Origin of the sequence: Bacillus cereus group sp. N8 (assembly GCF_016483685.1) — a bacterium.
In the GTDB taxonomy this organism is placed as follows: Bacteria; Bacillota; Bacilli; order Bacillales; family Bacillaceae_G; genus Bacillus_A; species Bacillus_A proteolyticus.
Window position 1 is genome coordinate 1 of sequence record NZ_JAEHBK010000170.1, and the last position, 268, is coordinate 268.

Consider the following 268-nt stretch of genomic DNA (forward strand, 5'->3'; position numbering starts at 1 on the left):
ACCTTCGGCTCCTTGTCCGGCTCGATGCTGCCGTTCGTGTTGCAACGCTTCGGCTTCGATCCCGCCAGTGCCTCGGCGCCGTTCGTGGCCACCTTGGTGGATGTCACCGGGTTGGTGATCTATTTCAGCATTGCCGCAGCGATTCTGAGTGGCACCCTGTTGTAGAGTCCGATATCCTCCCGGGAAAGGTGCTGGCGATGCGAGGCAGGGCGCTGTGGTGCGTTGTGGGGACAGGGATGTTGTCGAGCGCCGTGACCCAGCCAGGCTG

Annotated in this window: 1 protein-coding gene; it reads left to right on the forward strand. The window is 62.7% G+C overall.

Translation table 11 applies throughout. The features are described 5' to 3' along the window. Nucleotides 1-12: 12 nt before the first annotated feature. Nucleotides 13-165, forward strand: coding sequence for a magnesium transporter (locus JDS80_RS32290; protein WP_369413214.1), 153 nt, complete (start codon nt 13-15; stop codon nt 163-165). Nucleotides 166-268 lie beyond the last annotated feature (103 nt).